The 25,962-nt window shown below is 42.4% G+C and carries 23 protein-coding genes and 2 pseudogenes; 15 read left to right on the top strand and 10 right to left on the bottom strand.

The genetic code is table 11. The annotated features are described in order from the left end of the window. Positions 1-271 precede the first annotated feature (271 nt). The gene (locus RMY31_RS29980; RefSeq protein WP_409878839.1) at positions 272-409 is read right to left on the bottom strand and encodes a hypothetical protein; all 138 of its coding nucleotides are present in this window, start codon (positions 407-409) and stop codon (positions 272-274) included. Positions 410-532: 123 nt separating this feature from the next. Between RMY31_RS29980 and RMY31_RS29975 the strand changes: the two genes are divergently transcribed. The 4 genes from RMY31_RS29975 to RMY31_RS29960 all read left to right on the top strand — a co-directional run bounded on the left by RMY31_RS29975 (position 533) and on the right by RMY31_RS29960 (position 5,569). Further along, positions 533-1,012 (top strand): hypothetical protein, encoded by a 480-nt coding sequence (locus tag RMY31_RS29975; RefSeq protein WP_322662071.1) that lies wholly within the window; start codon positions 533-535, stop codon positions 1,010-1,012. A gap of 175 nt (positions 1,013-1,187) precedes the next feature. Then, a complete protein-coding gene (locus RMY31_RS29970) occupies positions 1,188-3,107 on the top strand; it encodes an iron uptake porin (RefSeq protein ID WP_322662069.1) in 1,920 nt (639 codons plus the stop codon). A 268-nt stretch (positions 3,108-3,375) separates the two neighbouring features. After that, entirely contained in the window at positions 3,376-4,521 is a 1,146-nt protein-coding gene (locus RMY31_RS29965) for a hypothetical protein (protein WP_322662067.1), read from the top strand. Positions 4,522-4,903: 382 nt separating this feature from the next. Next, positions 4,904-5,569 (top strand): DUF1361 domain-containing protein, encoded by a 666-nt coding sequence (locus tag RMY31_RS29960; protein ID WP_322662065.1) that lies wholly within the window; start codon positions 4,904-4,906, stop codon positions 5,567-5,569. A gap of 195 nt (positions 5,570-5,764) precedes the next feature. On the opposite strand, the gene RMY31_RS29955 is transcribed toward RMY31_RS29960, so the two are convergent. The 3 genes from RMY31_RS29955 to RMY31_RS29945 all read right to left on the bottom strand — a co-directional run bounded on the left by RMY31_RS29955 (position 5,765) and on the right by RMY31_RS29945 (position 7,276). Continuing rightward, positions 5,765-5,962, bottom strand: coding sequence for a DUF1348 family protein (locus tag RMY31_RS29955; protein ID WP_322662063.1), 198 nt, complete (start codon positions 5,960-5,962; stop codon positions 5,765-5,767). Between the two features lie 153 nt (positions 5,963-6,115). Continuing rightward, positions 6,116-6,412: a DUF1330 domain-containing protein gene (locus tag RMY31_RS29950; protein WP_053454906.1), complete on the bottom strand. Its 297-nt coding sequence runs from the start codon at positions 6,410-6,412 to the stop codon at positions 6,116-6,118. A gap of 9 nt (positions 6,413-6,421) precedes the next feature. Beyond that, the gene (locus tag RMY31_RS29945; RefSeq protein WP_322662059.1) at positions 6,422-7,276 is read right to left on the bottom strand and encodes an alpha/beta hydrolase; all 855 of its coding nucleotides are present in this window, start codon (positions 7,274-7,276) and stop codon (positions 6,422-6,424) included. Between the two features lie 209 nt (positions 7,277-7,485). Between RMY31_RS29945 and RMY31_RS29940 the strand changes: the two genes are divergently transcribed. From RMY31_RS29940 to RMY31_RS29920, 5 genes and pseudogenes are all read left to right on the top strand, one after another. Continuing rightward, positions 7,486-8,040 carry a TetR/AcrR family transcriptional regulator gene (locus RMY31_RS29940; protein ID WP_322662057.1) on the top strand — a complete coding sequence of 185 codons (555 nt, stop codon included), beginning with the start codon at positions 7,486-7,488 and terminating at the stop codon, positions 8,038-8,040. Positions 8,041-8,290: 250 nt separating this feature from the next. Then, positions 8,291-8,482: a hypothetical protein gene (locus tag RMY31_RS29935; protein WP_322662132.1), complete on the top strand. Its 192-nt coding sequence runs from the start codon at positions 8,291-8,293 to the stop codon at positions 8,480-8,482. Then, positions 8,388-9,081, top strand: a pseudogene (locus RMY31_RS29930) (transposase). Before RMY31_RS29935 ends, RMY31_RS29930 begins: the two are co-directional and overlap by 95 nt. 289 nt (positions 9,082-9,370) lie before the next feature. Continuing rightward, positions 9,371-10,546: a hypothetical protein gene (locus tag RMY31_RS29925; RefSeq protein ID WP_322662055.1), complete on the top strand. Its 1,176-nt coding sequence runs from the start codon at positions 9,371-9,373 to the stop codon at positions 10,544-10,546. Between the two features lie 60 nt (positions 10,547-10,606). Beyond that, on the top strand, positions 10,607-11,410 hold the full coding sequence (locus RMY31_RS29920; protein ID WP_322662054.1) for a hypothetical protein: 804 nt from the start codon (positions 10,607-10,609) through the stop codon (positions 11,408-11,410). Between the two features lie 23 nt (positions 11,411-11,433). On the opposite strand, the gene RMY31_RS29915 is transcribed toward RMY31_RS29920, so the two are convergent. Further along, positions 11,434-13,812, bottom strand: a complete 2,379-nt coding sequence (locus tag RMY31_RS29915; protein WP_322662052.1) for a putative PEP-binding protein — start codon at positions 13,810-13,812, stop codon at positions 11,434-11,436. A gap of 585 nt (positions 13,813-14,397) precedes the next feature. Here RMY31_RS29915 and RMY31_RS29910 point away from each other — a divergent pair. Next, a complete protein-coding gene (locus tag RMY31_RS29910; RefSeq protein WP_322662050.1) occupies positions 14,398-14,853 on the top strand; it encodes an MgtC/SapB family protein in 456 nt (151 codons plus the stop codon). A gap of 14 nt (positions 14,854-14,867) precedes the next feature. On the opposite strand, the gene RMY31_RS29905 is transcribed toward RMY31_RS29910, so the two are convergent. The 3 genes from RMY31_RS29905 to RMY31_RS29895 form a co-directional block, all read right to left on the bottom strand. Then, positions 14,868-15,281 carry a hypothetical protein gene (locus RMY31_RS29905; RefSeq protein WP_322662048.1) on the bottom strand — a complete coding sequence of 138 codons (414 nt, stop codon included), beginning with the start codon at positions 15,279-15,281 and terminating at the stop codon, positions 14,868-14,870. Positions 15,282-15,430: 149 nt separating this feature from the next. Further along, on the bottom strand, positions 15,431-16,561 hold the full coding sequence (gene recF, locus RMY31_RS29900) for a DNA replication/repair protein RecF (protein ID WP_322662046.1): 1,131 nt from the start codon (positions 16,559-16,561) through the stop codon (positions 15,431-15,433). Between the two features lie 84 nt (positions 16,562-16,645). After that, entirely contained in the window at positions 16,646-19,504 is a 2,859-nt protein-coding gene (locus RMY31_RS29895; RefSeq protein WP_322662043.1) for a cation-translocating P-type ATPase, read from the bottom strand. Positions 19,505-19,785: 281 nt separating this feature from the next. On the opposite strand from RMY31_RS29895, the gene RMY31_RS29890 reads away from it, so the two are divergent. Next, on the top strand, positions 19,786-21,465 hold the full coding sequence (locus RMY31_RS29890; RefSeq protein WP_322662041.1) for a transglutaminase domain-containing protein: 1,680 nt from the start codon (positions 19,786-19,788) through the stop codon (positions 21,463-21,465). Between the two features lie 115 nt (positions 21,466-21,580). Here RMY31_RS29890 and RMY31_RS29885 read toward each other — a convergent pair whose 3' ends face one another. After that, complete coding sequence (locus RMY31_RS29885) at positions 21,581-22,432, bottom strand: PD-(D/E)XK nuclease family protein (RefSeq protein ID WP_322662039.1); 852 nt, start codon at positions 22,430-22,432, stop codon at positions 21,581-21,583. 95 nt (positions 22,433-22,527) lie between these two features. Between RMY31_RS29885 and RMY31_RS29880 the strand changes: the two genes are divergently transcribed. From RMY31_RS29880 to RMY31_RS29865, 4 genes are all read left to right on the top strand, one after another. Continuing rightward, positions 22,528-23,967, top strand: coding sequence for a phosphoglucomutase/phosphomannomutase family protein (locus RMY31_RS29880; RefSeq protein ID WP_322662037.1), 1,440 nt, complete (start codon positions 22,528-22,530; stop codon positions 23,965-23,967). Between the two features lie 74 nt (positions 23,968-24,041). Next, positions 24,042-24,320 (top strand): LapA family protein, encoded by a 279-nt coding sequence (locus RMY31_RS29875; RefSeq protein ID WP_322662035.1) that lies wholly within the window; start codon positions 24,042-24,044, stop codon positions 24,318-24,320. Between the two features lie 29 nt (positions 24,321-24,349). After that, positions 24,350-24,490 (top strand): hypothetical protein, encoded by a 141-nt coding sequence (locus tag RMY31_RS29870; protein ID WP_322662033.1) that lies wholly within the window; start codon positions 24,350-24,352, stop codon positions 24,488-24,490. 416 nt (positions 24,491-24,906) lie between these two features. Continuing rightward, positions 24,907-25,347, top strand: a complete 441-nt coding sequence (locus RMY31_RS29865) for a DUF29 domain-containing protein (RefSeq protein WP_322662031.1) — start codon at positions 24,907-24,909, stop codon at positions 25,345-25,347. Positions 25,348-25,385: 38 nt separating this feature from the next. Here RMY31_RS29865 and RMY31_RS29860 read toward each other — a convergent pair. Further along, positions 25,386-25,604: pseudogene (locus RMY31_RS29860) on the bottom strand (hypothetical protein); the annotation flags it as partial. Positions 25,605-25,962 lie beyond the last annotated feature (358 nt).

Below are 25,962 nucleotides of genomic sequence, written 5' to 3'. Positions count from 1 at the left end.
AATTTGTTGTTCACGTTATCTCAATCTCTCCCAGGATATCTCTCAACAAATCTTCATAACAATAGCAAAAATGCAACTTATATAACTCTTTAAACAGGCATTTATTTTACGCATTTTTTAATTAAAATATATGGATAAAAATAAGTAAATTTGCAGTTATTTATTATTAAAATAATTGTGAATATAGGAATAAAAGCTAAGAAATCAGTAGATTTACAGATTTGTTAGATTTAATTTAGATTTATTACTCTATTGAGATGAGTGGAATCTTTTATTTCTTCAAGTTGGAATTGTAAAGAAGTCTAAAGTATGTGCGATCGCGTCCAGAGAAATAGGCAAACAATCCACCTTTGTCAGTGACGCTAGAGGAAAGATAGCCAGTTTCCAAGCGCATTACGAGTGGTGACAAGTTTATCTAGGTGAAGTCCGTTTTCTTCCAGGCTCAAATAAAATATTCTGTTCTTTGACAGATTACGCAAAATAACTGAATTATTAGCTACCATGTTGGGGTTTTACTGCTGTTGGGGTATTAATGTCTGTGTGGTGTAAATATATTGTTATTGCTCCTGTGAGTCTGAGTATCGCTTTATTGGTTACTAGTTGCAGTGAAAATAAAGCTTCCCAATGTCAGCGACTAATTCAAGTGGTGAATGAAGGAAATTCTCTGATCGATCAAAAAAAAGGACAGCAGGTGATTACAACCATGCAACTGTCTAGAGATTTGGAAGCTGTCACTGCATCTTTAGAGGAACTGAATTTGGCAGATCCCAAGATGAAAGAATTGCAAAGCCGTTTTATCAAAGTATTCAAGAATCTCAGTCAAGCGATCGCTAAAGCAGCTAGGGCGCTGGGTGCAGCTAAGACAGCCGAAGCCTCGGCATCTGGTAGGGAAAAAATACAAAAGGCTAGAACAGAAATTGATACAGCCCTAACAGCCGCAGCTAAAACTGCTGGTAAGGAGTCGGATGCATTAGTCAATGAACTGAATAAGTACTGTCGTCAGGCGGAATAATCTATTTTTGTTGGGGACTAATGGCTGTTGACTGGGAAAACTCTTTCCTAGTCTCTTGCCTCCATGCTGGTTTGAAATAATTAGTAACTTTTATCACTTAATTTTTAGAAATATTCCTGAAGAACACCAACTTAAACCGTGAAAAGAAGTATTGGTGTTAGTCAACTGATATACAATGAGTGATATAAGTCTACTGATGGCTGGCGTATTGACAGCAGGGCAAACAACTTTGCCCAACAATTTACCTGAGCAGCCTGTAATTCAGTCAGACAGAGTGGTGCAAGAGTCAAAACAGGAACAGTTATCTCAACTCTTCCCAACTGCTGAAATTACACCACCTGAATTTGTGCAGCCAGATGGTAATCTTCACGTCACTACATCAACTCCAAATAAAGAGTATCAAAATCTACTTAAGAAAGTTAGACAAAAGAGTCAGTCTCAAATCTCTTCTATCTTGTCTGAATCCCAGGATCCCCAAACTGTAACAGATAAAATTCAGAAGCCAGAAAGCACAGAAGAATTCTCCCCATCTCCCTATCCCTCCGTCTCTAACTCTCCCCCCGTCTACCCAACGCCAGAGTCTGACACTCAAGAGCTAGACAACCAGATGTCTCAGGTGACATCTGTGTCGCAACTGGATGATGTGCAGCCTTCTGACTGGGTTTTTGGCGCTTTGCAGTCTATAGTAGAGCGCTATGGCTGCATTCCTAAATCTTCTGTTGGCATTCGTGCTGTCAGCCGTTATGAGTTTGCAGCTGGTTTAAATGCTTGTTTAGAGCAGATTAACGAATTAATTACTAGCAATAAAATAAATACTATTAACAATGAAGATTTAATCCTACTGCAACGGTTACAAGCCGAGTTTCAGGGGGAGTTAAAGCAATTACAGGAGCGTTTGGTAGCTGTAGAAGAAAGGACTAATGAATTACAGGCAAATCAGTTTTCCACAAATACCAGATTATTTGGTCAAGCTATTTTTAGTGTGCAGGGGACAAATAGCACCGATGTAGATTTGTTTCCTAGAGATCGAGTATCTGAGCGTCGGGGACAAACGAACCTGACTTTTGCAAATAGCGTGCAGTTAACATTAGCAACTTCGTTTACAGGACGAGATTTATTGCTAACAGGGCTATCTGCGGGAAATTTGGGTTCTACAGCATCTTTGGTGTCTACCAATATGGGGCGATTGGGTTTCGAGTCAAATACAGAAAACAACCTACAAATTAACGACTTGTCTTATCGATTTCTACTCTCGGATAACTTGGGAGTTGTTGTAGGTACGGCTGGTGTCAACCCAGTTAATACCTTTCGCGGCATTAATCCCTTAGAAGGTTCTGGCGACGGGGCAATTTCTCAATTCGGTCAGCGCAACCCGATTTTAAGCATTGGCAACGGCACTGGTGGTATAGGCTTTGACTGGCAAATTAGCGATCGCATCAGCTTACAAGGTGTTTATAGTGCTGAAATTCCCGGTTTTCCAAGCAATAGCCAATCGGGCGGATTGTTCGGCGGTAGATTTACCGCAGGCGCTCAGCTAACTTTAGCACCTACTGATAATGTCGATATTGGGGTGCATTATCTTTACTCCCATTCACCTAATGAATTATTGGGAACCAGTATTGGCGATGCCCAATTGATTTCTCCTTTTGCAGAGCCTACAGCTTTCAATACCCATGCTGTTGGTGCAACTGTGGCATGGCGCGTTAACCCGAACCTACAGTTGGGCGGTTGGGGTGGCTTTTCTTCCTCAAAGCCAGTTAATCTCTCTGGAAGTGTAGAAACCACAAATTGGATGGTATTTGCTGCTTTTCCTAATTTGCTGCGTTCTGGCAATTTGGGGGGTATTCTCGTGGGACAACCCCCCAAAATTACTTCTAGCACCTTGCCTGATGGATTCAATTTTCCTAACTTTTCTGATGGAGGAACACCAGGCGGACGCAGTGATACATCGCTCCATGTAGAACTTTTTTATCGTGCCCAGCTAAATGAACATCTGGCCTTGACACCAGGAATATTTGTAATTTTTAATCCCGATCACAATGCTGCTAACGACCCTTTAGTAGTTGGGGCATTAAGAGCGACCTTCCGGTTTTGATTTTGTACTGATGTAAATGTAATCACAAGGGGTTTAACCCCCTAGCAAGTATTTACAAACTACTTGCGATCGCCTGCAATTCCATTTACCTGCCTGAATTCGTTAGAAATGAGATTTCAAATCAGTTTGCATTACCCATCTACCGAAAGCTTAAAAACAGCAACTAGTTTATAAACCAGTTACATTTTGAACTTTGTTGTCACGCAATAGGAGCGGAGACTGTAAACCTGTGCGTGTTTTTTTATGCCAATTAAGGAGCAAATTTTTCATGCAATTAAGTTCAGCAGCTACTAAATTGGGTTGTACAGTTTTAGGTGGCAGTAGTTTAGCAGCCGTCATCATCGGTTTAGCAGGAACAAGTGCTTCAGCGCAAATCACAATTCAAGGCACTGGCGCACTATCTGGAACCATTCAACTTCCCAACAATAATCCCAATTTCAATAACAGAGTGACTCGTGTTGATACCGACTCCAACGGTAGTTACCAACGCAACATAGGTTCTAAGAACAATCCTAATTATGTTCCTGTATACCAGTCTAACTATGTGAAAGTAGAAACACGTTCAGATGGCAGTCTGCATTACTTTGTTGACTTTAAAGGCATTCCGGTTATCTCGTTTGATGGCATTCTCAATTCACCGATTCTTTCTGGCGGTACTTTAACACCGTATACTTTCCAAGGAAAAGTGCCAGGAACTAAATTTCAAGGCGTAGTTCAGGACGAATTTGGACTCACAAAAGCCTTTTACACAGGTATCGTCACCGATCCGAAAACAGGAAAGCAGTATCAGGGGACTTTTCAAGTGAGTGGGCAAGGACCGCGATATAGCGATCGCGATGGTGGTTTAAGTCCCACAGTCTTTGATTTCAAGTCCGATTTACCGGGTAAGCCAACCGTCACATCCTGGCAAATGAACAACGTACCCTTAGTCAGATTGACAATTACAGTACCTGCAAATGCTACTCCCATCACATCCAACCCTACTCCTACGCCTACACCCACTCCTACGCCTACACCCACTCCTACACCCACCCCTACACCTACACTCACTCCTATTCCTACACTCACCCCTATACCTACGCCCACTCCTATACCTACACCCGTAGTGAGTGTTAATAGTACACCCACTCCTGTACCCGTAATTGATACGAGTAGTGCGATCGCGCAAGCAGTCCCGCAGGCATTTACTTTGCCCACACCTACGGTTGAAACAAAGGGATCTAATTTTTCGTCGCCCGTTACAGCACCTAATATCGAGTTCAGTAGCGGTAATTCATTTGCAGTTAATCCAGTAGGTTTAGAAACTTCTACCGTTACTTCAACTAATTGTTCAATAGATTCTGTTAATTGCCGTACCAGACTCAATAGGTCTAAACAGGCAATTGGCCCCCGTAGTCGAGTGTTAGTGCGTTAAATTTTTGATAAACTACTGATAATCTCTAAGGAATTAAATTAGTTATCAAATTCTTCTGGAATTAAAGTAAGCCAGATTGAAGTTAATCTCATGGCTAGGACAAGGGCAACCTTATAAAACACAAATTCTACTGGAAGTTTTTATTAGCGCCAAAAGCTGCTCATAAAAACTTCTTTTCTATGATAGATTTACCCTTGATGATTTTCTGGTTATACTATGTGTTTAAGCTGGTTAAGTGAAAAATTAAGCATTAGCCATTTTCACAGCCCAGCATGGAAAACACAAAAACCTTTTTCTATTTTGACAGTTTTGTCAAGCGATCGCTGAAGTTAAGACTACAGAGCGAATCCACATCAATCACGCGTCTTGCCAGTAAGCATTTATGAAAGAAGAATTCATTGAATTGATAGCCAGAGTATTGCAGGTCTTGAGTATTAACAAAAGTTGGATGACTTGGAATTTGTTTCTAGCTTTTATACCTTTAGCTTTAAGTGTTTGGCTATTTCGTACCAAACGTGGTCGCTCTTGGGTCTGGTGGCTAGGATGCCTAGTTTTCTATGCTTTTTTACCAAATGCGCCTTATTTGTTGACTGATATAATTCATTTGATAGATGATATTCGCGCAATTCAATCTGTGTGGATGATTACCTTGATACTCATTCCTCTTTACCTAGTGGTAATTTTGGCCGGATTAGAAGCTTATGTAATATCTTTAATTAATCTGGGACATTACTTGCACCGCATTGGCAAAAGTCAATGGATTTTAGGGGTTGAATTGATTACCCACACTCTCTGTGCAATTGGTATTTATTGGGGGCGATTTTTGCGTTTCAACAGTTGGGATTTCATTACTCAACCAGATGCTTTATTGACCAAAGGTGTAGAGGAACTTCTGGGTAAACAGCCGTTGGTGATTATCGCTATCACTTTTACAATCCTGCTAGGTTTGCATTGGATTATGAAACGAGTGACTTTAGGTTTTGTGACGCAACTACACAAGAGAATAGCTATCAAGCCACAAAGAACTAATAATCCAAATGCGGGATAATTGAATATTGTTCTCTAAATTGCTGCATACTATAGCAATCTTATTTGATTTGTAAAAATTGAAAGCTACAGATCCCCGATTTATTTGATAAATCGGGGATTTTGTTTTTCAGTAATGATTTACAAAGGTCATATATCAATACAGTTTAGTTATTATAATTTAATATGTTCAATACCTTAGCCAAACTACGAGGGTTCAATGGCCATAGAACTGGGATGCCTTGATTTGTTCTCGTCCGCTGAAAAATTCGGCGCGATTGCGCCACTGAGAATCTTCGGTATAAGCCAAGGCCACTCGTTCCGGATCGCGGGTATTCCAGGCATCTTCTGCAACTTGAACTTTGACTATAGCAGTGTCCAACGAAAAAGGTGGTAGGGGTGGTTTAGTTTCCACAGGTTTTTTATTTGTAGTTGAAAAAGTTTGTCTGTTGTTGATTTTGAGTTAGCGATCGCCTAAAAACCCTTATAGCTCAAAAATTTTGGTTTGTAATCCAGCAACTTATTTAGAATTGGGAATATATAGCACTGTCCCGTTGACAACTTTTGTTCAGTTTGGCGATCGCACACTTTCGACAATCACAGCTTGAAACTCCGCAGTTCCTTCCCGTAACTGTTTAATTTCGGCGTACTCATCAGAATGCCAGTAGCTCAGGAAATCCTCACGCGAACCCCACTCAAATATAACGGCTTGCTTCCAAGTCATTGTGCCTTCAATCACTTCGGGCGTTCCTTGGGCAATCAGGCGACCACCACGCTGTTGAATGACTGGCATAACTGTCTGGAAGTACTGCCCAAATCGCACTGGATCGGTAATGTTTAGGTAAACAATAAAGCAAACTGGCATAATCGCCTCCTACTTATGTGTTTCTAGAAAGCGTTTGATGTAGCTGGCGATCGCTTCTCCTTCTTCCTCCAACGCAAAATGCCCTGTGTCAAGCAGATGAAATTCAAGGTTGGGTAGATCGCGTTTGTACGGATAGGCACCTTGGGATGGGAAGATCGGATCGTTTTCGCCCCAAACAACAAGCGTTGGTGGTTGGTATTGACGGAAATATTCTTGCCACTGGGGGTACAACGGCGGATTTGAGCCGTAGCTGTAGAATAAAGCCAGTTGAATGTCTTGGTTACCAGGGCGATCGAGCAGTGGTTGGTCAATATTCCAGTTATCTGGACTGATCGATTCTAAATTCTTGACCCCGTGGGTGTACTGCCACTTCGTAGCATCCAATGTCAGAAGTTGTCTGAGCTTGTCTGCATTTTCTGGTGTACGATTTTGCCAATACGCTTTGAGCGGCTCCCAAAACTCTCGTAACCCCTCTTCATAAGCATTACCGTTTTGCACAATCAGCGCCTCTACCCGTTGAGGATATCTCACCGCAATCCGGTAGCCAATAGGAGCGCCGTAGTCCATTACATAGAGACTGTAGCGTTTCAGCCCGATGGCTTCGATGAAGTTTTCCATCACTTGGGCAAGGCGATCAAATGTATAATCGAACTCAGTCACCATTGGCATAGAACTGTTGCCGAAACCAGGATAGTCTGGTGCAACGAGATGGAAGCGATCGGCTAAGGCAGGGATAAGATTGCGGAACATGTGCGATGAGGTAGGAAAGCCATGCAGCAACAGAATCGTTGGAGCATCGGGCGAACCTGCTTCTCGATAGAAGATGTCAAGCCCATTCACAGAAACGGTGCGATAGGTGGTCATAGCAAGCCTCCTAAAGTCTAATGGGGAAGGAACAAAGGTAAAGATCCCAACTGATTGATTGCATTTTTCAACCAACCTGACAATCCAAGACAAGTAGGTTGAAATCCTTGAACGGGTCTGATTGGGTTTATTATACCGAACGAACGGTACAATAAAACTGTACCGACCATTTGGTACAATGTCAACAGCTAAAGTTAAAATTGCTTTCCATGCCAAAAGAAACTTACATTCCATTTCTGCTGCAACTGTTTCGGCAGTACGGCTATGACGGAGCCACCCTATCCAAGATTTCTGAGGCAACAGGACTTGGTAAAGCCAGTCTCTACCATCACTTTCCGGGTGGCAAGGATGAGATGGTAAATGCTGTATTGAGTTACCTCGAACAATGGCTAGAGCAAAATATTCTGCAAGACCTCCGCATGGAGGGAGATGCCTTGACGCGGTTCCAGAAAATGTGTGACCACATTAGTAAACTTTATGAAGGGGGAAAACAACCTTGTCTATTTGCTATTTTGTTGATGGGATCGGCACGCGATGTCTTTCATACCAAATTGCAAACTTTATTGCATACCTGGATTGATGCGATCGCAGAGGTTCTGATAGCAGCAGGATTGGATGAAACACTAGCCAAGCAACGAGGCGAAGATGCTGCGATCGCTATTCAAGGTAGTCTGATTTTGTCACATGGGTTGAATGATTTTGTTCCTTTTCAAAGAATCATCAAACAATTACCACAACAACTATGCCAAGATTTAGGCGCATAATATTTTGGTTGTGTTGTAACAGACAGCCGAAGCTGCATAACAGTAAAGTTATGCAGCGGCAAGTAACTAGTACAGCAGTACGGCAGGGGTGTACCCGCCTCTAGCAAGATATTTGTATGGTGTCAAAACTTTGCTAACAGTATGAATTAACGATTAAAGTTAAAACGCCCATTTGCTTTTTCACCTTTAATATCTCAATACCGTTGCCAAAAGAAGAGTATGAAGAGGTAGGACTGTCGTATTAGAGTTATTGTCTTCCCAAACGACAACTCAAAACGACGATTCAGCCCATGCCCGACATCTGATCGCTGTTGCAATGCCTTCTACCGCAGATAAACGTTACAACGATGCGGCAGTTGAACCAGATAATACTGGCCATGTTAGCGATGAGCGGCCGAGTCACAATGTTGGGAATATCCCGGTGGGGAGGGATGGGTGGTAGTTATCGGACAATGTTGAGGTTCTTTCATAAAGTAATACCTTGGGCAGCATTATTTTGGCTGTTTTTTCGGAAACATTTGTGGAGAAAGAATGAAGTATATTTGTTGGCAGGAGATGAAGTTGTAGTTAGTAAATCTGGTAAGAAAACTTACGGGGTAGATAGATTTTTTTCAAGCCTAGCCAGTCAACCCATTCATGGTCTGTCTTTCTTCGTATTATCCTTAGTAAGCGTGGAAGGAAGACAGTCATTTCCGATTAGAATAGCTACGTTTCCAAATCGAGTTTAATTTTCGGGATGCTAAACAATTTTGGGGGTTGGAAGATTTTATGAATTTGAGCCAAACTGCTGTGACTAATGCGGCTAATTTGGCATTCTTTCTGGTCAATTTATCCCATCTTCTTCTCGCTGATTTCCGTAAACATAATCTTAACTCTGGCATTATTGACCTGAAAGCTTATTACCGTGGTTTTCGATATGTTCGTGAAATTTTAAAAATACTTCCTCAAAAGCCTGAGCCTATTTTATTAGCCCAAATTTTTGCCAAGCTCACTTCTTTGGGACGTATTCATCCCAGTTCTATGGCCATTGAACCCTCGTAGTTTGGCTAAGGTATTGATGTTGACTAAATTTTTCTTAAAAAAGTAGACTTAACAATTCGGCTTTCCTCATTTTGCAAGGGGTTTAGGGAGAGCAAGACCTTAAATGAACCAATAACTTAATTTTAAGTACAAAGCCATCCACGTCTATACCCATCTGTTTATCCATCTAAAGAATGGTGTACATGACACGTAATTTCTTATCAAAAGAAAGATGAAATTTCGTGATTCAGCTATTGAAATGAATATAGATTGTTCAGCTTTATATAGACGTGGATAGGAGTTTCATAATATGACAATATTGTCTACTGATGAATTAAAAACTTTAATTGAACATCCTCACAGCCACTGTGTCTCTCTGTATATGCCTATGCAAAAAGCAGGGCCAGAGATTCGACAAAACCCAATTCGTTTTAAAAATTTAATCCGTGAAGCTGAGGAACGCTTGGATGCAATGGGGATTCGCCACACTGAGGCGGTAAACTTTCTTCAGCCAGCTATGGAACTTGATACAACTGATTTCTGGGAACACCAAGACCACGGCTTGGCAATCTTTATTTCTTCAGATGTATTTCGCTACTACCGTCTACCAATGGAGTTTCAAGAATTGGTGGTTGTGAGCGATCGCTTCCACCTCAAACCGTTGCTACAATTAATCAACAATGATGGCAAGTTCTACGTCCTCGCTCTGAGTCAAAAGGATGCGAAGTTTTTTGAGGGAACGCGCTCCGGCCTCAATGAAGTAGAAGTAGAAAATATGCCTAAAAGTATTGATGAGGCTCTACTCTACGACGAAACCGCCAAAGAAGGTCAATTTCGCATTGCTACATCCAAAGGTAGCACCTCAAGTCCTTTCTCGCGCTCGCAACCAGGTGTATTTCACGGACAGGGAAGTCCAGATAGAGACAAGCACCAAGAAGCTATTCTCCAATACTTTCACGCGGTTGATGCTGCATTGCATGAGAAACTGCGAGATCGAGAAGCGCCTTTAATTTTGGCAGGAGTTGAGTATCTCCATCCAATTTACCGAGAGGCGAATACTTATCCCCATCTAATAGAAGAAGGCATTACCCGCAGACTGGAACTTTTCCAACCGGAAGAATTACACGCCCAAGCTTGGCCAATCGTTGAACCTCTATTCCATCAGTCAGAGCAAGATGCAATGGAGCTTTACCAACAACTCGCTGGAGAGGGTACTGGCAAAGCCTCTAGCGATCTCAAAGAGATCATTTCAGCAGCTTACTATCAAAGAGTTGATTCTTTGTTTGTACCAGTAGGACAGCAAATCTGGGGTGAGTTTGACCCAGATTCGATGGCTGTCGATTTGCACCCAGAACCAGAACCAGATGATGAAGATATGTTAGATTTTGCTGCCATTCATACAATTTTAAACGGTGGTACAGTTTACGCTGTCGAGCCGGAACAAATGCCTAATGATGCACCAGCAGCGGCAATTTTCCGATATTGACCGTTTTTGTAGTGTTGTATACAGTTAAACCAGCTATATACAACACACACAATTAATACTATGCGTGCCTTGATAAACCAATCTTTAATAGGTTTAGCTATTTTAAGCATGACGGCTGTATTGTCCCAGCCTGTTAAGGCAGAGGTAATCGCTGGACAATCGGGTAATGTCCGGGCAGAAATATCCTATGACAAACCAGAAGAATATCAATATAAAAATGTGCGGTTACAGATTATTCGGGCGGGTACAACTGTTTTGGATAAAAAGCTGCCTCAAGAAAGTGAATATGACCGACCTGTTGGAGTATTTACAGACAATAAGTTACCAGTGCTAGACTTGGACGGCAACAAAGAACCAGAAGTAATTGCTGATTTTTTTACAGGCGGAGCGCACTGTTGTACATATTCGTTGATTTACCGTTACAACAGTCAATCCAAGCAGTATAATCAGACTCGTCATGAATGGGGTAATGGTGGCTATCGACTCCAAGATTTAGACAAGGATGGACTGCCAGAATTTGATAGTCGAGACGATCGCTTTGCTTATGCCTTTACAGCCTACGCTGCTTCTGGCTATCCTCTGCAAATTTGGCAATATCGTCAAGGAAAAATGATTGATGTTACCCGCCGCTATCCCAAGTTAATCTACAGTCATGCTAGCGAACAATGGCAAACTTACATGCAGGCGCGGCAACAAGGTGATGACGGCAAAGGATTTTTAGCTTCGTATCTGGCAGATAAGTATTTACTTGGTCAAGGACAGGATGGTTGGCAGCGAGTGCAGCAAGCTTATAAAAAAAGCGATCGCACAAAATTCTTTGCAGATTTACGCAAGTTTTTGCGTGAAACTGGATATATTCGATAAAAAAGTTGACTTTTGACAGTCAGTTATTCAAGTTTTCGTCGTGCTGCTGCTAAAATCAAACGTTGTTCAGCACGAGCGATCGCTTGATATGTTCGCTCTACTGCTTCTGGTTCTACAGAAATCGAAGTAATGCCCCATTGCACCAGTTGCTCGATAATTTCTGGATAGAGTGCTGGTGCTTGACCGCAGATTGAACATGGTATCTCCGCAGTTTTAGCCATTTGGATCAGTTGGGCGATCGCACCCATTACCGCTGGATGCCGTTCGTTAAATACTTTTGTGAGCTGTCCTTGTTCTCTGTCTACTCCTAGCAGTAGTTGTGTTAGGTCATTAGTCCCAATGGAAATTCCGGCTACACCTGCTTTCACATATTCTGGTAGCAAAAATAACACGCTTGGCACTTCTGCCATAATCCATAATTGAAACTGCGGTATCTGGGTTAAGCCTGCTTGCTCAACTTTTTGCCGACAAAAGGAAAACTCTGCCACACTGCGAACAAAAGGCAACAACAGGTGAACATTGCTGTAACCTGCTTTTTGTACAGTTGCCAAAGCTGTTAATTCTAACTCAAAAACTGCGGGATTGCTGATATAACTGAATGTACCGCGATCGCCTAGCATCGATTGTGGAGTATGAGTAGATGATGAGAACTCGTGCGATCGCCAGTCTAAAGAGCGATAAAATACTGGTCGTGGTGCAAAGGCACGAGCAAACCGCATAATCTGCTCAGTCCATTGCTCTAACAATTCTTCTTTATGCCCACCTATAAGCCAAATATTAGGATGTTGCCCCTCAAGCGTGCTGAGTAGCATTAGTTCTGAGCGCAACAATCCTACCCCATCCACAGGTAAGTTTTGTACTTGCTCAATTAAGCTGGGCTGACTCAGGTTCACCAACAGCTGGGTGGCAATCATGGGTAGATTCGGGGTAATAAGAGGATGGGGTGATGTCGTAATGGGATGATGAGAATTTAGTTCTTGATTTTTACCCTCTCCTTTTTTGTCTACTCTGTCTTCTCTAATACGATATACTTCTCCGCGATCGCCATCCACTAACAGCCGTTCGCTATTTTGAATTATGATTGTGGCATCTGTAGCACTTACTACTGCCGGAATACCTAGTTCTCTAGCCAAAATTGCAGCATGGCTAGTCAATCCTCCCTGCTGCGTGATAATACCAACGACTTGTTGCAGTAGCGGTAACCAATCCGGTGTAATCGTCGGTGCTACTAAAATTACTCCTTTGGGTATTTGTTCTGGTCTGTGTTGGGAGTTGACAATTACATAAGCAGTCGCTGTCACTCGTCCTGTTGCTGCCCCTAGTCCTTTAATGAACTGTAAATTGGGAATCACTGATTGGGGGCTACTAACTTGCGTGATAGTGAGATGGGGGAACCAGTCGCGTGCTTTATTTGCCAAAGTTGAACGGCCTGGCGTAACTGGGGTTTCCTCAGATATAGTCCATTTGATAGTAAAGCTTTTCCCTAGTTCACTCATCAGTTGATTGCCCAGAGTGATTAGTTGTTGCAAGTATTCTTCTTGTAAAGCGTACTGTTTTTGTTGAGCTTCCTCAAGTACATAAGCCAATATATCAGTATTATCTGCTGTTAGTACCGATCTAGCGAGAGATTGCGAAGCATCTACAGCCGCAGCATCATTAAAACGATAAGCCAGCATTTTATTGCCTAGATGTCGCTCTAGGACAACCCCTGTGTCTCCTTGGATGTAGTATGTATCTGGAAGTACATCACCTTGGGAAATCGCTGTTCCTAATCCCCAAGTTGCTTCTATTTTCCATCCCGCAGAATTAGTATAAAGTAAACCGCTGGCGATCGCATTCTGAACTGGTTGTACTAATACTGCTAAATTAATTTGTTGTAGGCTAATTCCCACCCGCTGCCAATACAGTAAACTCCTGGCACGAAACAGCTGACTCCAAGTATGCTTTAATGCTCTGGCGATCGCTTCTTCATCACAGTAGCAAAAGATTGATTCCAGCAAACCAGATGTATTCCCCAAATTTTGCATTACTGTCGATAATGCCAGCGTTGGTCGCAAAATCAGATAACTAGTTTGCCATTCTCTAGCTGCCTGAAAAATTGTACTTACCCACCGTGGTGGTACAGTCGCTGTAATGATTTCTTGACGCAAACGTCCAGCTACCTGCTGAAGTTGTCGCCAATTAGCTACATCCAGGTGCAAGGAAGAATAGGGTAAATCTGCGACTAATGACTCTGAACTGTTGAGAGTTTCTAGGAATTGTCGCAAAACATCTGCGGAAATTACAAAACCGGATGCCACCGGATAGCCACGCTGCATGATTCTGCTTAAGTAAAATGCTTTGTCACCTACCTTGGCACGGTCTAGCAGTTTGATTTGTTCAAGCCAGTAGAGTTTATCCACTCAATTTATTAGTTGTCAGTTATTAGTTTGCCACTAGAGGCACACCCTCTTGGTAAGTTCATCAGATGTCATCTCTTGAAATATCTGCCAGAAGCAGTTTCTAGCATTTACGTCTAATTGTGCCGATTTAGTTATCAGTTAATTACTATTACACTTGTCTGACGATTGTCTGACTCCTTTGTAAATCACTGTCTTTGATTCATTCAACTTAATTGCACCTTAAGAAGTCGTCTTACATTCATTTATTGAGTGTTTGGTTAAATTTAGCAATTTGAGTTAAAATATTGCTTTATAATCATTTTTAAAAGATGAAGACCCATTTAGTTAACTTGAAACTCCCATGTCGGTAATCATTAATATTGACGTAAATTATAAGTGAAGTTTTATATCTTTTTGCAAAAATAATATTCTTCTGATTAGACTAGCAAGAAAATAGAAAAAATTATTTTCTTGCTAAAAAAGTATTATTCAATATTTTTAAGCACCACAATCTGTAGGTTTTGTAGTAAAATCCATAAAATAAGGTTGATTGGAACTATATTACCAAGCAACCGTAAAATATAGTACTTTCTTTAATCTCTAGCATTGTCTAACACTTACTACCTTGCACCCAATGATTTACCAAACATTGTCTTTAGGCTGTGCTTTGCCTTACTGATTGGAGGAATTATTGGATTAGAACGCCAGTTGAAGCAGAAACCAGCAGGTTTAAGAACTCATATGCTGGTGTGCCTTGGTTCAGCTGTGTTCGCTGTCATACCTATGCAAATAGTTTCGTTACAATCAAATCCTGATGCTCTCAGCCGGGTGATTCAGGGTATTGCAGCTGGTGTAGGATTTCTTGGTGCTGGGGAAATTATACGCGAATCTTCCGAAAAATCATCGCGACCTGAAATTCACGGACTCACATCAGCTGCATCTGTTTGGGTTTCGGCTGGTTTAGGAATTGCAGCTGGGTTGGGTTTATGGCAGTTAGGATTAGTTGGTGCTGTGCTGACTTTTGTGGTTCTCCGCCTTTTTAAAAGATTAGAAAATCGATAACGTATGGCTAATAACTAATTAAATAATGTGAGTGCCTTGGCAAAAATTGGTTCTTCCGATCTACTGCGAAGAATTGATTTCACTAAATAGATAAATTCCCAGTCTTGTTGACGATCGTTCTCAATTGTTTTACTTGCTGCGTAAAAACTCACATCATCAAGACATAATTCATTTGTATTACCTGTTTGCAATTCTGGTTTTCTCTTATCCCAGGTAATAGATTTACCACGTAATGTAAATTGAAACCATAAAATTTCATCGTTGTTCAATTCAAAAAAGACATCAAAATAAGGTTCCTCACCTTGAAACCAAATTCTAGTTTTACTATCTTTCTGACCTTGTTTAAGTAGCTTTTGCTCAATTGCTCGTAATGATGCACCTAGTGATGCAATCTCATCTTCATTTAATATGTCATTAGTTTTGGGCATAGTTATGAAATGTTTATCAAACTAAGTTCATTACAAAATAGAGCAAGCTATAGTAATTCGTAATTAAAACTCGTTAGATTTAATCTTAATTTACAGGGAAAGCATGTTTTCTCTGCAATGCACTGCCTTCTCCTATAATTGTTGATTTACTAAAGAGTCGCTGGTGATGATATTATTTCTCCTGCCTTAACAAAAAGAATTTGGGAAGAATTCAACCACTGGGAATCAAAAGAACTCAGGTGAGTGGTAGTAATCAGAGTTTGAAAACGGTCTTGAATAGTATCAAGTAATTGATTTTGGCGGGATGGATCTAATTCGGCTAGGACATCATCAAGCAAGAGTAGTGGAGGCTCTTTGATAACTTCTTCAATTAGTTGCAATTCTGCTAGTTTTAGGGCTAATACTAAAGTTCGTTGCTGACCCTGAGAACCGTATTGACGAGCGGGTGTTTGGTTAATAGTCAATTCTACTTCGTCGCGATGAGGGCCGACAAGGGTAGTGCCTCGGTACAGTTCGGCAACGGCTCGCTGTTGAATTTTTGTTAAAAACGCTTGTTGCACTTCTTCCGGCTGGTTTTGCACTAAAGGAACGCTAGGGGCATACTTGATTTCTAGAACTTCTGTACTGCCGCTGATATTAGCGTGCCAAGCTGCAGCGATGGGAGCTAATCTTTGGATGGCGCGATCGCGTCTTCTAATCACCCTTGTGCCTGTGGTAGCTAGTTGTGCATCCCACACAGCAAGTTCTGATTGCTGAGTGCTGAGTCCTAAATCTTGATTTTTTTTTAAAAAGGCGTTGCGTTGCCGTAGTACATGGTTATACTGCTGCAAAATGTGAGTGTAGACTGGTTCGAGTTGAATTAAAAGTGTATCTAGCCAGTTGCGGCGACCTTCGGGACCGCCGCGCACGAGTTCTAAATCCAAGCTGGAAAACTGCACTGCATTCAACACACCGAGAAAATCCATTTGTCGCCGCAGAGACTCGCCATTTAAGGCCACACTGCGACGACCGTTGCGCCGGAGAGTTAAAGTTAAGTCACTGATGCCAGTTTGTCGCTCTAGGGTGGCATGAATTTGTCCTATGGCTTCCCCTTCTTTGACTAAATCGCGATCGCGTGCCATGCGGTGCGATCGCAATGTTGCCAGCAACTCCACCGCCTCTAACAAATTGGACTTTCCCTGAGCGTTATTGCCTACCAAAATTGTTTTGGCAGCAGTAAACTCAACCTTTTGCTCTTGGTAATTACGAAACTGTCTCAGGTGAATGTTTTTTAAGTACATAAAAAGAAGAATTAAAAATGCAAAATTAAAAATTAAAAAAGGGAATTTCCATAGTTTTAATTTTTAATTTTTAATTTTTAATTTCTAGACACTCTTCTTGCCCATAAACCGTAGGAATAGCTTCTCCAATTCCACCCACACAAACATCAAGGCACTAAAGCCGATACAAATCCATAACTCTGTTGGACTTAGCCAATGAGTACCAAAGAAATCTCGCAGAGGCGGAACATAAATCAGCATCAACTGCAAAATTGTGGTGACAACAACAGCCCCTAACACAAAGAGATTGGAGAAGGGATTCATCTCAATTGTCAGTCGGTTGTTAGAGCGAATTGCGATCGCATGACCCATTTGGGCAATACACAATGTTGTAAAGACCATTGTCTTCCAAGCATCGCGATCGCCTTGATATCCTGGTGCATGGGTATGGCTATAAGCCCACCACATTAAAGCAATGCTGATAATGGCAAAGATGATGCCAATACGAACCATATAAGAACCTAACCCCCTAGCAAAAATACTTTCGCGGGGACTAAAAGGCGGACGTTTCATTACGTCTGGTTCTGGAGGTTCCACAGCCAATGCCAAAGCTGGTAAACCATCTGTCACCAAGTTCATCCAGAGAATTTGTAAGGGGGTTAGGGGAACACCTCCCAAACCAATTAAGGGTGCTGCGGCAATCGTGAGAACCTCGCCAATGTTACTACCTAAGATGTACTTAATAAAGCGGCGGATGTTAGTGTAAACAACTCTGCCTTCTTTGGTGGCGGCGACAATAGTGGCGAAGTTGTCATCTAATAGCACCATGTCACTGGCTTCTTTACTGACATCAGTACCAGTGATGCCCATAGCAATTCCGATGTCAGCTTGTTTGATGGCTGGGGCATCGTTGACACCATCACCTGTCATGGCTACAAATCTGCCTCGACGTTGCAGTGCTTGCACAATTCGCAGTTTGTGTTCTGGGGCAACCCTAGCATAAATGCTTACCAAGTCAACATTCTGCTCTAGTTCTTGGTCGCTCATCCGCTGCAATTCCTGACCCGTGAGGACGCGGTCGCCTTCTTGTGCGATTCCCAAATCGGTAGCAATTGCTCTTGCTGTTAACTGGTGGTCGCCAGTGATCATAATTGGGCGAATGCCTGCTTCCCGACACTCTTGGACTGCCGCCCTGACTTCTGGGCGTGGCGCATCTAGCATACCCACCAATCCCAGCCAGATTAAGTCTTGCTCGTATGTCTCCTCTGACCCCTCTGGCGGAATTTCTGCGAGAGGTTTATAAGCAAAACCTAACACTCGCAAACCTTTACTCGCCATTTTGTCGTTTTCTGCCAGAATTTGGCTGCGTTGTTCTTCTGTTAGGGGAACTGAGCGATCGCCTAAATAAATCTGCGTGCAACGAGACAAGACTATCTCTGGCGAACCTTTGGTAAACATTACATAAGGCTCAGACTTGACCAAACCAGCGAGTGCGGGGTCAACTGATGTCAAAGATTGTTCGCCTGTCGCGACTTGTTCCACTCGACAGATGACGCTCATCCGTTTGCGCTCTGAAGAGAAAGGAAACTCTCCAACACGGGGTAATTTACTGTTCCACTGGTCTTTTTCAATACCAGCTTTCGCCGCCAGTGTGAGCAAAGCACCTTCTGTAGGATCTCCCAGAATCGCCCAATCGCCATTTTGTTTTTGCAACACCGAGTCATTACAAACAACACAGGCGACTAGCAAAGCTAGGACATCTAAATGCTCGTCTATGGAAATTTTTTGACTATCTAATTGAAAATCTCCTGTGGGAGTATAACCTTCTCCCGTGACGCGAAACGCATGGCGATCGCTGTAAATCGATTGCACCACCATTTTGTTCTGAGTCAGGGTACCAGTTTTATCAGAACAGATGGTGGTGACAGAACCCAATGTTTCTACCGCCGGTAGTTTGCGAATCAAAGCATTCCGGCGCACCATTCGCTGGGTTCCCAGTGCCAAAGTGACGGTAATCACTGCGGGTAAACCTTCTGGCACTACGGCAACCGCCATACTTAAGGAAACTTCCAATAATTCCTGTAAGTTGCTAAAACCTCTTGCCTGGATGATACCGCCAATGACGACGATCGCTACCAGAATCAAAGAACCTGTGACCAGAACATTACCCAACTGGGTCATTCGCTGTTGCAAGGGGGTAGGTTCGCTGTCCACCGACTGCAACATGGCAGCAATTTTACCCAGTTCCGTTGTCATGCCGGTGTTGCTTACCAGAACCTTGGATCGTCCTTGGACAACTTCAGTTCCTTGAAAGACTAAATTAATGCGATCGCCTAAATCTGTTTCTTCTGGCAAAACGATTTTTGCCTGTTTGTTAACAGCTTCGGCTTCACCCGTTAGTGCCGATTCTCGCACTTGTAAATTAGACGCTTCTATGATGCGTCCATCTGCGGCTAACTGCACCCCAGCTTCCAGCAGCATTATATCCCCTGGTACTAGTTCCTTGGCTGCTACCTCCACCACTTTGCCGTCACGAATGACTCGCACTAAAGGAGAGGAAAGTTTTTTCAGCGCTGCCAGGGCTTTTTCAGCGCGGCTTTCTTGGACATAGCCGAGTACGCCATTGAGGATGACAATAGCCATAATGGCGATCGTATCTTTGAAGGGCACTTCACCAGGCTTCAAGCCGCCCGCCCGCCAAGCCATGAGGTCTAAAACCCCAGAAATGATAGCTACGGCAATCAGCATCAACAACATAATGTTCTTGAACTGATCCAGTAGAATTTCCCAAGGGCTGCGGCCACCACTTTCTTCTAGTTCGTTGGGGCCATATTTTTGCAACCGCTGTTCAACTTCTTGGGGTGTTAAGCCACTGTCTGGGTTACTATTGAGCAGTTTTAGTGCTTTATCGACTTCCAAACTATGCCAATTGGCAGCACCTTCAGGCAGAGAATTAGCAGACATCGTGTAGTTCACAGAAATTGGTTACAAAATTCGATCATAATTTAGTGATGGCTGGAAAACCATCAACTAAAGTTACATTAGAGCTGTTGTCAAGCTGTATGAGGTTGAATGCAATTCATAAGATTTATAAATTTTTCCTCTGTTGATATATGTGTGTTATCTCCTACGAAAGAGTTTTTTACAACACATTGTACTGATAATTGATATTAGTAGAAGTCTGAGGTTTGGTGACAAAGGATATGCCACAATTAATCCTAGGGGTGCTAAACCATTGAACAAATATGCTTAATATAAGTTTTACACTCCCTAGTTTGACTGCTAGCCAAATGCTTGGGCAAAAGACAATTCGACCGCTTACCGCTGCTACCCTGAGTGGTATTGCTTTCATCAAAGATACGCTGCTCGCCATTGACACTGTTAAAGGGCATCTATTAGAGATTGACCCTAACTCTGACAACAGCAAAATCCTCAATCCCCACCAAGTTAAAGAATTTAGCGAGGTGACTGGTCTAGCAGTATGGGAAGATACTCTATGGGTGACTCGCGACAACAGTGTTTATTTATCCAAGCTCACCTCTTTAGGTCTGGAGCATTTTGTCACTTTGCCTTATCCTGCTGACGGCGTTGCTGTTTGGGAATCAACAGTCTACGTCAGTTGCCAAAAGCTAGGATCTATACTGATTTTTGACCGCGATACCCGCAAAGAGATTACCAAATTTTATGCCCCTGGGGTTGGCGTAGAAAATTTGGCAGTTAGCCAAGAAACGCTTTGGGTTTGCGATCGCACAGAACAAACAGTTTACTCTCTAGATCGGGCCACAGGAGAAATTAACTTCAGTGTTCTCACCCCGTTTGATTCTCCTACTGGCATAGCAGTACATACCAACGGCGATACAGGCCAGGAAAGTCTTTACATTGCCTATGCTTCCGATGAGCCTTATATCCGGGATAACCCGAATGCTGACCCCAATCATGAATTAACCTACCGCGATCGGACTTTTATTCATCCCCTGTATTATCATTACGAGCCAGATAAACATTACGCCCTCTCTAATGGCTATCTAATTGAAATGTCCTATGCTGAGGAAATTTCTCCTTTAGAAGAGGTATATTTACCAGAAGTAGAATGGCGCATTGCCTTGCCCTCAGAAACTGAGCGCCAAAAGCTAAAACATATTGAACCCATCGGTCTACCCTTTACAGAAGAGGTGATAGACGGACAACGGGTGGCAGTATTTAAATTTGATGCCCTCACTCCAGGCGAACGGCATATATTTGGCTGGAAAGCCTTGTTAGAAGTTCGAGGAATTAAGTATCGAATTACTCCTAGAGATGTGGAAGATATTCCCGAACTCCCACCAGAATTTCAAAGTCGCTACTTGGTGGATGATGACGATTTGGCAATGGATACCACTATTGTTCGTCGTGCTGCCCGCGATGCAATTGGTTCAGAAACCAATTTACTGCGGAAAATGTACAGCATCCGCAACTATGTTTATGATGAATTATCCTATGGCATCAAACCATACATTGACACGCCAGATATCGTTTTAGAACGGGGTGTTGGTTCCTGTGGCGAGTATGTGGGTGTTTTGCTTGCTCTGTGCCGTTTAAATGGCATTCCCTGCCGTACAGTGGGTAGATATAAATGCCCGCCTCATGGCGAACAGCAAGGTGTCCCCTTGCAACCCGACTTTAATCATGTTTGGTTGGAATTCTACATCCCAGGTTTTGGTTGGTTGCCAATGGAATCGAATCCAGATGATGTTGGGTATGGTGGCCCTTATCCCACGCGCTTTTTTATGGGCTTAAGCTGGTATCACATTGAAATTGGCAAAGGTATCACCTTTGAAAGTTTAAGCAGCCAAGGTGTACGCCTTACCAAAGAGGATATCCCCATAGGTGACTTAGCAATTAATCATATCCGATTTACGATTCTTAAAGAATTGCCACCTTTTTGAACTGTGCCGATGTGATTGGGTACTGGGGATTAGGGATTGGGGAAAAGGAAAAACCATACCTTTCCCCTTTAACGTTTTTCCTATCTTCGCAGTACCCAGTACCCAGTACCCAATACTAAGCATTAGTCCTTAAGCTAGGCATAGGATGCGATTGAGTTGACTGTTGGGAAAAATCACAGATTGATTGAAATGGGCAAAAACGGCAGTGAGTGCCTGGATTAGGGGGGAAAATTTGGCTGAAATTACTAGTTTTTTCCTGATATTTTTGCAAATCGCGCTGGTGCTTGTGGGCAATATTAGCCAACTCAAATTTTAAAGATTTAAATTCACCATTATTGATGCTAATTAAATCAGATTTTTTACCCAATTCTAAGTTATAGAATGATGCTACAGCTTCACGCCCTGGATAAAGATAACGAGCAGCCAATAAATAAACTAATGCCTGTCGTCGATCGAAAGCGGATTTACCAGTTTTGAAATCTAAAATATGCAAAGTGCGATCGCTTTCAATAAAAACACAGTCCATCGCTGCATATAAGCGGAAGTGAAAATCTTCATGGTCAATTAAAATCGGTTTGGGAAAACCTTCATCGCCCGGGGTGAGTTCGATGATTTGTTTATCCAACAGCAAAGGAGTATCGTGATATTTTTTCAAAATTTGCAGCACGCGCTGTTGCACTTGATCGGTAGAGTTACTTAATTTCAGTAGCTGAGCAACTTTTTCTACTCCGTCTGCTTGGTGTAACAGATGTCTATTATGATGAAATTCATAAACCCCTTTTTGGGCAAGTATCCCAATCCGCTGGGGTGCAGTGGCCTTAGCCAATAGTGCTTTGACTTGTGGATCGTGTTGACGCGCTTTGATAAACCCCCGTCTCATCTGGCAATGCCAGCGTTCTTGCCCTGTCGCTGGGGCAACTAAAGACCAAAGGTGATAACTGGCAAAAGGTCGATCGGGGGTTAACATTGCTCAACAGCAGTGAGAAAAAACACGGTAGGGATACTTGCGGCTACGCACGCTTTGCGGGAAGCTTCCTATAGTATTTGGAGAAAGTGGCGAAAATGAGCGCTAGTAGCAATTCCAGTAAGATAAAGTTTGGCACTGACGGATGGAGAGGTATTATTGCTGATGATTTTACTTTCCCCAATGTGCGGAAAGTAACAAGAGCGATCGCAAGCTACCTCGAAACAGCCTACTCTAAGGACAGACCAGTTCTTATTGCCTACGATACTCGCTTTTTAGCTGACCAGTTCGCCCGTACAGCGGCTCAAGTCTTGGCGGACTTGGGTTGGACGGTCAAAATTACCGATCGGGATTGCCCGACACCTGTAATCGCCTACAACGCCCGTCACTTAAATTCCGCTGGGGCGTTGATGTTTACTGCTAGCCATAATCCAGCACCTTACTGTGGGATTAAATATATCCCTGATTATGCTGGGCCTGCCACTCCAGAGATTACTGATACTATTGTGGCAAATATTGAAAGTGCATCGGATGAGTTGCCTAGTAACAATCCATCAGGTGCAATTTCCACTTTCGATCCCAAACCAGACTATCTCCAATTTATCTATACCTTGCTAGATGTAGAAAAGATTAGAAGCGCTCAACTGAAAGTTAAATATGATGCGCTGTATTCTACTTCTCGCGGGTATTTAGATGAAGTTTTGCAACATAGTGGTGCTCAATTAGAATCTTTCCACACTTGGAGAGATGTATTATTTGGTGGCGGGATGCCAGAACCCAAAGGCGAACAACTAGTTGAGTTAGTGGAAGCAGTACTGCGCGATCGCGCAGATTTAGGTCTGGCGACAGATGGAGATAGCGATCGCTTTGGCATTGTGGATGAACAAGGCAACGTCCTCACTCCGAACACTGTGCTATTAGTACTAGCACGACATTTAATAAAAAATAAAGGGAAAAGTGGCGCGATTGTCCGGACGGTGGCTACAACCCACTTACTAGATAATCTTGCAGCTAAGTACGGTCTACCAATTTATGAAACAGCAGTGGGCTTTAAATATATCGGCGAAAAAATGCGCGAAACTAGCGTACTGATTGGGGGAGAAGAATCAGGCGGTTTAAGTGTAATTGGGCATATCCCCGAAAAAGATGGTGTTTTAGCTGACATGCTAGTAGCAGAAGCGATCGCCTATGAAGGTAAACCTTTGAGTCAACTTGTCAAAGAAGCGATCGCTGAAGCTGATGGGCCGCTTTACAACACACGCCTTGATTTGCACCTCACAGAAGCCCACAAAACAGCCGTCATCGACTCCTTCACAAAAAATCCACCTACAGAGGTAGCAGGAATTAAAGTTAAAGAAGTCGGGCGCAAAGATGGTATTAAGCTCTACTTAGAAGAAGGCAGCTGGATATTGCTGCGTCCTTCCGGTACAGAACCTCTGGTGCGCGTCTACCTAGAAACCAACTCTCCCGAAAAACTTACCCAAGTTGCTCAAGAGATGGAAAGCTCGATTGCTAAGCTAGAGGCAGTAGCAGTTTAATTCAGTTAGGAGTTATGAGTTAAGAGTTGTAAAGTAATAATTCTTAACTTGTAACTCCTCAGTTTTATCAACGTATGAAAACCCTAGCTCCTTTTTTCGCATCCCTAGTTGTAGCTATTTGGGTAGTGGCAATCGCGATTATTTCAGTTCAAAACGCCACACCAGTATCGTTAAAATTCTTAACATTTCAATCTGTTCAAATACCAGCGGGTTTAGTTCTGGCTTTCAGTGCTGGTATAGGGTTAATTGGTATATCAATACTGCAACCCCTTTGGGGTTTAGCTGATTCTCGGCAGGGTAATTCGAGGTTGGAAGACGATGCCGAGTTTTTTGTAGATGATGAAGATTTTTGATAAAGCACTATCTCAGGAATGAAAACGCTATGAAAAATACCTCAAGAACCGATTGGAATAGAATTGATACCATAAGTGACAAAGATATCGATACTTCAGATATCCCACCCTTATCAGATGAGTTTTTTGCTAAAGCACAATTACGAATGCCTAAAGCACAACGCACTTAACCTGCATTGGTGAACCTTGTAACAGTCGCTTTGACTTCAGCATCACTTGCAAATTCTCCAGCATTCGCTTCAGCAATTCCCTTTTGAATTTCCTCTATTTGCTACTGATGCATTTCTAGATAAGCCTCTATCGCCTCATTCAAGACTTAGCTGCGATCGCGGTTTATTCCTGCTGCGATCGCATCAACAGATCAACCCTTGAATTCATGCAATCTGGTGATATGAGGTAGTTTTATCTAACTCTATGATACAGTTGGCAACTTTATTAATTCTACGTAGACGCTTTTTAGCATCTTGCCGCAGGCATCGCATTCCTTACAAGCAAAAACCTCTGTGTAATGGATGGGCGATCGCGTTACTATCGAGATACTGTAAAACGTAACTAGTGGCATGTTAGATCGAGTAACAGGCGAGTTATGAGCGCAAGTTATCAAGCAGATTTCAATTTATGGATTAAACATACAGCCCAACTATTGCGATCGCATCATTGGCAGGAAATTGATTTAGAACATCTGATTGAGGAGGTTGAAGACTTGGGCAAAAGCGAAAAGCGAGGTATTGCCAGTCAACTCACTCGCCTGCTGTTACATCTGCTCAAGTGGCAATATCAACCTCAGCGTCGCTCAGATAGTTGGCTGGATTCTATCACTGATGCTCGCACCCAAATTGAGTTAACGATTCAAGATAGTCCTAGTCTCAAGAACTATCCTACAGAGCAACTTGAGGAAAGCTATCAAAGGGCACGCCGCCAAGCTGCCAAGCAAACAGAGCTGCAAATTTCTGTGTTTCCAGAAGATTGTCCCTATTCTTTAGAGTTAGTTTTGGATGAAGACTGGCTGCCAGAAGCTAGCGAGTGAGATTTAAATTAGAGCGATCGCTCCTAAATTTAGCAGCTTTAGGTTACTTGTAACTTCAAATAATCAATAAAATCAAGAAGTTCTGTGTCAGAGAGTTGTAAGCGAGATTTCTTGCCGTACTTTTGCTGTAAATACTCCCTTCCCTGCTTTGGACTCCAGTTTAATTGTGATAAGTATGTGTCAGTTTGAGCAATAAAAACATCACGGGGTTCAGCCGTTTTTGTATTGTTAATTTTTAAGCTTAATTTTTGCCCTATCTAACTGCCATATTTTTATAAAGGTTTTGTAGCGAATTTATTGAACAACTCACTTTTAAGTAGGTGGGCGTAAATATTTATCATTGGGATAAGGCAGGAGGCAGGAGGCAGAAGGCAGAAGGGAAGAGGGTTTGAGCCAAGTTAATCTTTCTTTACATAGTTATATTTATTTGCACCTTTCTACTTACAGTCTGTGTTCTTAAGCAATAAGTTGCTTTATACAGCACTTCCCGTTGTTATGAGGTACAGTTAGTAAGAAGAAAAATAATATCTTTTCATGAAAGCATATTCAATCGATCTCCGAGAAAAAATAGTTGCAGCACATATTCAGGAGAAAATATCAATTCGTCAAGTGGCA

The sequence above is a fragment of the Dendronalium sp. ChiSLP03b genome (genome assembly GCF_034531165.2).
Classification (GTDB): Bacteria; Cyanobacteriota; Cyanobacteriia; order Cyanobacteriales; family Nostocaceae; genus Dendronalium; species Dendronalium minutum.
Note: the sequence above shows the minus strand (reverse complement) of the source record. Positions and strands in the feature narration are given on the sequence as shown.

Bases quoted from the DNA above. Each gene is read 5' to 3' on its own strand.
- RMY31_RS29975 (WP_322662071.1), top strand. From the start codon at position 533: ATGTCTGTGTGGTGTAAATATATTGTTATTGCTCCTGTGAGTCTGAGT.
- RMY31_RS29970 (WP_322662069.1), top strand. From the start codon at position 1,188: ATGAGTGATATAAGTCTACTGATGGCTGGCGTATTGACAGCAGGGCAA.
- RMY31_RS29965 (WP_322662067.1), top strand. From the start codon at position 3,376: ATGCAATTAAGTTCAGCAGCTACTAAATTGGGTTGTACAGTTTTAGGT.
- RMY31_RS29960 (WP_322662065.1), top strand. From the start codon at position 4,904: ATGAAAGAAGAATTCATTGAATTGATAGCCAGAGTATTGCAGGTCTTG.
- RMY31_RS29950 (WP_053454906.1), bottom strand. From the start codon at position 6,412: ATGCCAGTTTGCTTTATTGTTTACCTAAACATTACCGATCCAGTGCGA.
- RMY31_RS29945 (WP_322662059.1), bottom strand. From the start codon at position 7,276: ATGACCACCTATCGCACCGTTTCTGTGAATGGGCTTGACATCTTCTAT.
- RMY31_RS29940 (WP_322662057.1), top strand. From the start codon at position 7,486: ATGCCAAAAGAAACTTACATTCCATTTCTGCTGCAACTGTTTCGGCAG.
- RMY31_RS29925 (WP_322662055.1), top strand. From the start codon at position 9,371: ATGACAATATTGTCTACTGATGAATTAAAAACTTTAATTGAACATCCT.
- RMY31_RS29920 (WP_322662054.1), top strand. From the start codon at position 10,607: ATGCGTGCCTTGATAAACCAATCTTTAATAGGTTTAGCTATTTTAAGC.
- RMY31_RS29905 (WP_322662048.1), bottom strand. From the start codon at position 15,281: ATGCCCAAAACTAATGACATATTAAATGAAGATGAGATTGCATCACTA.
- recF (WP_322662046.1), bottom strand. From the start codon at position 16,561: ATGTACTTAAAAAACATTCACCTGAGACAGTTTCGTAATTACCAAGAG.
- RMY31_RS29895 (WP_322662043.1), bottom strand. From the start codon at position 19,504: ATGTCTGCTAATTCTCTGCCTGAAGGTGCTGCCAATTGGCATAGTTTG.
- RMY31_RS29890 (WP_322662041.1), top strand. From the start codon at position 19,786: ATGCTTAATATAAGTTTTACACTCCCTAGTTTGACTGCTAGCCAAATG.
- RMY31_RS29885 (WP_322662039.1), bottom strand. From the start codon at position 22,432: ATGTTAACCCCCGATCGACCTTTTGCCAGTTATCACCTTTGGTCTTTA.
- RMY31_RS29880 (WP_322662037.1), top strand. From the start codon at position 22,528: ATGAGCGCTAGTAGCAATTCCAGTAAGATAAAGTTTGGCACTGACGGA.
- RMY31_RS29875 (WP_322662035.1), top strand. From the start codon at position 24,042: ATGAAAACCCTAGCTCCTTTTTTCGCATCCCTAGTTGTAGCTATTTGG.
- RMY31_RS29870 (WP_322662033.1), top strand. From the start codon at position 24,350: ATGAAAAATACCTCAAGAACCGATTGGAATAGAATTGATACCATAAGT.
- RMY31_RS29865 (WP_322662031.1), top strand. From the start codon at position 24,907: ATGAGCGCAAGTTATCAAGCAGATTTCAATTTATGGATTAAACATACA.